Genomic DNA, 6,176 nt, shown 5'->3' with positions numbered 1-6,176 from the left:
CGGTCTACCGCCCTGTCACCGCCGGCTACCCCACCATCACCTCGAAATTCGCCGGCTCCCTTTCCGCTGTCTGGGGTGGCGCCGACCCGAAGAAGTCTCTGACCAGCGCGGCCAACGCGATCGATCAGAACTTCGCGGACAACAACGGATTCAAGTGATCCGGAGGCGTGGGTGCCCAAAGCACGGCGCCCACGCCTACCACCATCGGCACTGCCGCCGACAAAGAACAGGAACGGAACCGTGGCTTCTCCCGTATCAACGCCGATGCGCACATTGAGCATCGCCCGCGCCCCTCGCCGCCGCCGGTGGCGAGACACTCGCGACGGCGTCCTGATGTCTCTCCCCGCGATCCTCGGCCTCGTCGCCTTCGTCGCTGTGCCGTTCATCGCCGCCATTGTCCTCTCCCTGTACAACGTGCAGGTCGACCAGGCCAGGGCCCCGAAGTTCTGGGGCCTGACCAACTATGCACGTCTCTTCACCGACCCGGTGGTCTCGGCATCCTTCCTGAGGTCGCTGGTCAACAACTTCGTCTTCGCGATCGTCGTCATTCCCGTACAAACCGGCCTGGCGCTCCTGCTGGCCGTGCTGTTGAACCGCAAATTGAAGGGAGTCCGGTTCTTCCGCACCTTCTTCTTCATGCCAGTGGTCTTTCCGATGGCCCTCGTCGCTGTGATCTGGCGGCTGATTCTGGACCGCAGCCCAAGCGGCCTCTTGAACTCGGCTGTCGGATTCGTCACAGGTGGTTCAGTGCCGGCGCACGATTGGCTCGGGTCGGCAGCCACGGCTCTCGGATCGGTCATCCTGCTGTCCATCTGGCAGGGAGTCGGCTTCCAGATGGTGATCCTTCTTGCCGCCTTGCAGGAGATTCCCGAAGAACGCTACGAGGCGGCACGACTGGATCGCGCGAACGGCTGGCAGCAGTTCGTCAACGTCACCGTCCCCGGGATCCGGAACACGCTGATCTTCGTCGTACTGCTGACCACGATCCTGGCGTTCAGGGTCTACGACCAAGTGTTCATCCTGATTCGAACGGCCGGAGCCAATGAAGGAGCCACTCAGACGTTGCTCTACAACGCCACCCAAGCCATCTACAGCGAGAACAACCTCGGTAGGGCGTCGTCGATCTCGGTCGTCCTGTTCCTCATCATCGTCATCATCACACTGATCCAACGTCGGGTCCTACGTCAAAGGAGCGAAGGATGAGCACCACCACATTGCGGCGGACAGTGTCGACCATCCGCGACTACATCCTGATGGTCGTCGCAGCGCTGATCATGTTCGCGCCCATCTACTACCTTCTCGTCGGCAGCCTGAAGCCATCCGCGCACGTCCTGGACGGCTTCGCCGGATTCCTGCCGACCAACCTCTCGTTCGACAACTACGTCGGTGTCTTCCACTCGCTGAGTTCGGACGCAACCGGCTACTTCTGGCGATTCCTCTTCAACTCGTTCGCGATCTCGGCCGTCGTCGTGATCGCCGGATTAGTCGTCAACTCGATGGCCGGATACGCCTTCGCGCGGCTGGAATGGGTCGGCCGCGACAAGGTGTTCCTCCTGATCGTCTTGTTGGTGATCGTTCCATTCGAATCGGTCGCCATTCCACTGATGTCTCTCATGCAGGGGCAGCGGGACACGTTGCTCGTCCAAATGATCCCGTTCATCGCCAACGCGTTCTCGGTGTTCCTCTTCTACACGTTCTTTCTCAACCTGCCGAAGAGTATCGAGGAGGCCGCCCGGATCGACGGACTTGGATCATGGGGCACTTACGTACGAATCGTGGTGCCCAATGCCAAGCCGGTCTTCGCCACAGTCGCGATCCTCACCTTCCTCAGCTCCTGGGGTCAGTATCTGTGGCCCTCGCTGGTGACCTCCGACCCGTCGGCGAGGCCGTTGCCGCTGGAGATGAGCGTGTTCTCCGCCCAGGTTCCGCCTGATTGGGGACAGGTGTTCGCCTTCGGCACGCTGCTCGTGCTGCCGGTGCTGATCGTATTTCTCATCTTCCAGCGCTACTTCGTCCAGTCCGTCGCCGGGTCAGCCGTCAAAGGCTGACCACCCTGTCCACATTTCTCGGGAGCCCCAGTGAAGCAGCCGATCGCACTGCCTGACATGCTGCACCTGCGTCGCGAGGGAACCAGCGTCGTCGTGGACCTACGCACCGACTACGGGCCGGCGATCGTGCACTGGGGAAAAGAGCTGCACGCGACGGACGAGCCCGCGCTGCGCAGCATCCTGACGATGCTGCAGCCCCAGCACGTCACGGGAGGGTTGGACATCCCGCCTCGTCTCGCACTCGTCCCGACCGCCTCGTCGGGGTGGCCGGGGACGCCCGGTATCGAGGGGCACCGGGCGAACGGGAGATCCTTCAGCCTCCTGCTGACTCTCGTCGATGTGAACCAGAACGATAGCGCCGCCAGACTGACTCTCGAGGACGCCGAGACGGAGGTTCTCGTGCATGTGGATCTGGAGATCGGCGCCGGAGGAGTTTTCACGCAGCGGATCGCGATCACCAACGTGGGTGACACCGACTACCAGGTCCAGACACTGCAGGCGACGTTCCCTGTCCCGTGGGAATCAACGGAACTGCTGGACACGACAGGTCGGCACCTGCTCGAACGCACCCCGCAACGGCACGCGTTCACGTTCGGCACCCACCAACGCGAAAGCCGGCGCGGACGCCCGGGCGCCGACGCCACCCTCATCCTGGCCTGTGGACCGCCCGGATTCGGCTTCGAGAGCGGCCAAGTCCACGGGGTGCACGTCGGATGGAGTGGCAACCATCGCACGTCCGCCGAACGCGTCACCACAGGGGAGGCCTTCCTGACCGGAGGTGAGCTGTACCTGCCTGGCGAAGTCACGTTGACTCCAGGAGAGACGCTCGCATCCCCGACCATCTACGCGTCGTGGGGGAACGGGCTCGACGAGCTCGCACATCGCTTCCATACTCTGTGGCGGGCCCGCCCACACCATCCGCGCCGGCCGCGACCCATCACCCTGAACACCTGGGAGGCGGTGTATTTCGACCAGGACCTCGGACGGCTCGCCACCCTGGCCGACGCCGCAAGCGATGTCGGGGTCGAACGGTTCGTCCTCGATGACGGCTGGTTTCGTGGCCGACGGGACGACACTTCGGGGCTCGGCGACTGGGACGTCGACGCAACGATCTGGCCGCACGGGTTACACCCGCTCATCGACCATGTCCGCGCGCGCGGCATGGAATTCGGCCTCTGGGTCGAGCCGGAGATGGTGAACCTCGACAGCGAGCTCGCTCGTGCCCACCCCGACTGGATCCTCCGGGCGCGGACGACGCTTCCTGCGTCCGGAAGAAATCAGCAGCTGATCAACCTCGCCAACCCGGACGCCTCTGCGTACATCTACGCCAGGTTGCACGGACTGCTCACCGAATACCCGATCGCCTACCTCAAATGGGACCACAATCGCGACCTCGTCGACCCCGGCTCGGGCGCCGGAGGGTCTCCCCGGCTTCACGCCCACACACTCGCGTTCTACCGGCTCCTGGATCGCCTGCGCATCGATCACCCGGAACTCGAAATCGAGTCCTGCGCTTCGGGAGGGGCCCGCATCGACTTGGGTGTGCTCGACCGAACAGATCGCGTGTGGGTCAGCGACAACCTGGACCCCCTCGAGCGGCTCATCAACCAGCGCTACACCGGCCTTCTCGTACCGCCCGAAATGCTCGGGACCCACATCACGAGCCCCACGGTGCACACCACCGGGCGGACCGTCGATCTGTCCTTCAGCGCGTCGACGGCACTCATCGGCCACCTCGGAATCGAATGGGACCTCTCGGCAACGGACGCCGCCACTCGTCAGAGGATCGCCGAGTGGATTACTTTCGCCAAAGAAATCCGCCCACTCGTCCGCAACGGCAGACTGATCAACGCCGACAACGCGGATCCATCGATCGATGTCCGCGGAGTGGTCGACACCGACGGCCGAGAGGCCGTCTTCGTCATCTCGCAGATCGCGATGAGCAGCACGTATCCCACCGCGCGCATCAGACTTCCCGGCCTCGACGCTGCGACCGCATACAGGATCGAGACTCCGTTCGCTGCGGACGCGCGCGGCACCGTGCTCTCCGGCCGGAGCTGGGTGAACCAGACCCTGACGGCCACCGGAGAAGAGCTGGGTCACCTCGGGCTGAGGCCGCTCGTGCTCCATCCGCAGCAATCCCTCATCCTCAGGGCCGTCGCAGACCAGCGACGGCCCTGAGATCAGGCGGATGCGTTCGCGTCTCCGATGTAGCGTCCGAGTTAGTATTCGACGGCGAGACCGTGCTGTTCGCCTAGCGCGGCGAGGGCCATGGCGCGGGAGTAGAAGCCGGGGTTGGTGAGCGTCCCGGCGAACTCCTCGTAGGCGGCGACGATGTCGCCGTCCGGCGGCAAGCTCGCCCGGTTGACCTGGTTCTTGGCGAGAGCGAGGGCGGCCGGGTCGAAGGAAGCCAGCCGGGCGACGGTTGCGTCGACGAACGCGTCGAGTTCGGCATCGGGGAGGGCTCGGGTGATCCAGCCCCACCGCTCGGCGGTGGCGGCGTCATAGTCGGCGCTGCCGAGAATGACCTCCAGAGCGCGGTCGCGGCCGATGGAGCGGGTGAGACGTTCGGAGCCGCCGCCGCCGGGGACGATGCCGATGCCGACCTCGGGCTGGCCGAAGAATGCCTTCTCCCGGCTGGCGTAGCGCAGGTCGGCCGCCAGGGCGAGCTCGTTGCCTGCGCCGCGGGCGCGGCCTCGGATGACCGCGATGCTGACGAACGAGGCCTTGCTGAGTCGGATGACGGCCTCCGACCACACAGGCAGGTCACCCTCGTTCGCCGGCTGCGGAAGGTCGGCCGAGGCCGCACCGTCGAAGTGATTGAAGAAGAAGTCGTCGAGATCGCTTTCGAATGTGACGACCTGGATGTCCGGGTCGGCGTCGAGTTCACCGATGATGCGGTGCAGCGAGACCACGGTCTCTGGGATGACGAGGTTCACGGGCGGGTTCGAGAAGCGGATGCGGGCGGTGCGCGGGCTGGTGCGCTCGAGGACGAGCGTGCTGGGCTGGGACATGGTGGTTCTCCTTCGATTCGGATGGTGAGGGTGGGTGCTCTACGGGATCAGAGCCGGACGAGCATCTTCCCGGTGTTCTCGCCGCGCATCATGGCCGAGTACGCGTCGAGGGTGTTCTCGAATCCGTCGACGATGGTCTCCTGATGGCGCAGAGCGCCGGTCGCCAGCCATCCGGCGGCCTCCTGGAAGAACTGCGGCTGCAGATCCATCTCCTCGGTGACCATGAAGGTCACGAGCTTGGAGCGAGTGACCGCTAGGTTCCAGATGTTGCGGGGACCGACGACCGGCTGCCCGTTGTACTGGGAGACCATGCCGGACAGCACGATGCGGGCGTGGATGTTCAGAGCGCCGATCGCTGCCTCCAGCGATTCGCCGCCGACGTTGTCGAAGAACACGTCGATACCGTCGGGGACGAGCTCTGCGAGGCTGTCGGCGATGGGGGCGGTCTTGTAGTTGAACGCGGCGTCGAAGCCGAAGTCATTCACCAGCTGCGCGACCTTCGCGTCGGAGCCGGCGCTGCCGATCACCCGGCCGGCGCCCTTCAGCTTCGCGATCTGTCCGACGACGGAGCCCACGGCACCCGCAGCGCCGGAGACGTAGACGGTCTCGCCGCCCTTCAGCTCGGCGAAACGCTCGATCCCGATGTAGGCGGTGACGCCCGGCACCCCGAGGACCCCGAGGTAGGCCGACAGTGGCGCAAGGTTCGGGTCCACCTTGTAGACGGTCGCCGCGTCGAGGACTGCGTGTTCGCGCCAACCGAGGCCGTGGAAGACGTGGTCGCCGACCGCGAAGCCGTCCGCCCGGGAGGCGATCACTCGGCCGACGGCGGGCCCGTCAAGTGGCTCGCCCAACGTGTAGGGGGCGATGTAGGACTTCTTGTCGCTCATCCGGCCCCGCATGTACGGGTCGACTGAGAGGAACTCGTTCGCGACGAGGATCTCTCCCTCGGCGATCGGCTCGAGCGGGATCGCGTCGATCACGATGTCCTCCGCGGTGGGCTCGCCGACCGGTCGGCTCGCCAGGCGCCACGCGCGAGTGGATGTGGGCAGGACGGTATTCGACTGCGTGTCGGGGTTGGTCACGATAGACATGGGCTCCTCCATAAGTGGAAACT

General features: G+C 65.0%; 5 protein-coding genes. 3 read left to right on the top strand and 2 right to left on the bottom strand.

Translation table 11 applies throughout. From position 1 onward, the window contains the following. Positions 1 to 375: 375 nt before the first annotated feature. From ACPYOG_RS18275 to ACPYOG_RS18265, 3 genes are read left to right on the top strand one after another with little or no spacing between them, the layout of a single operon-like run. On the top strand, positions 376 to 1,203 hold the full coding sequence (locus ACPYOG_RS18275; RefSeq protein WP_481295573.1) for a carbohydrate ABC transporter permease: 828 nt from the start codon (positions 376 to 378) through the stop codon (positions 1,201 to 1,203). Continuing rightward, positions 1,200 to 2,048, top strand: a complete 849-nt coding sequence (locus ACPYOG_RS18270; protein WP_481295572.1) for a carbohydrate ABC transporter permease — start codon at positions 1,200 to 1,202, stop codon at positions 2,046 to 2,048. The genes ACPYOG_RS18275 and ACPYOG_RS18270 overlap by 4 nt, the downstream gene beginning before the upstream one ends. Before the next feature lie 30 nt (positions 2,049 to 2,078). Continuing rightward, positions 2,079 to 4,229: an alpha-galactosidase gene (locus ACPYOG_RS18265; RefSeq protein WP_481295571.1), complete on the top strand. Its 2,151-nt coding sequence runs from the start codon at positions 2,079 to 2,081 to the stop codon at positions 4,227 to 4,229. Between the two features lie 41 nt (positions 4,230 to 4,270). On the opposite strand, the gene ACPYOG_RS18260 is transcribed toward ACPYOG_RS18265, so the two are convergent. Both ACPYOG_RS18260 and ACPYOG_RS18255 read right to left on the bottom strand, forming a co-directional pair. Then, positions 4,271 to 5,062: an enoyl-CoA hydratase/isomerase family protein gene (locus ACPYOG_RS18260; RefSeq protein WP_481295570.1), complete on the bottom strand. Its 792-nt coding sequence runs from the start codon at positions 5,060 to 5,062 to the stop codon at positions 4,271 to 4,273. Positions 5,063 to 5,109: 47 nt separating this feature from the next. After that, positions 5,110 to 6,153, bottom strand: coding sequence for an NADP-dependent oxidoreductase (locus tag ACPYOG_RS18255; protein WP_481295569.1), 1,044 nt, complete (start codon positions 6,151 to 6,153; stop codon positions 5,110 to 5,112). Positions 6,154 to 6,176 lie beyond the last annotated feature (23 nt).

The sequence above is a fragment of the Leifsonia sp. HAY1-4F genome (genome assembly GCF_056755275.1).
This window is presented reverse-complemented; position numbering and strand designations above follow the sequence as displayed.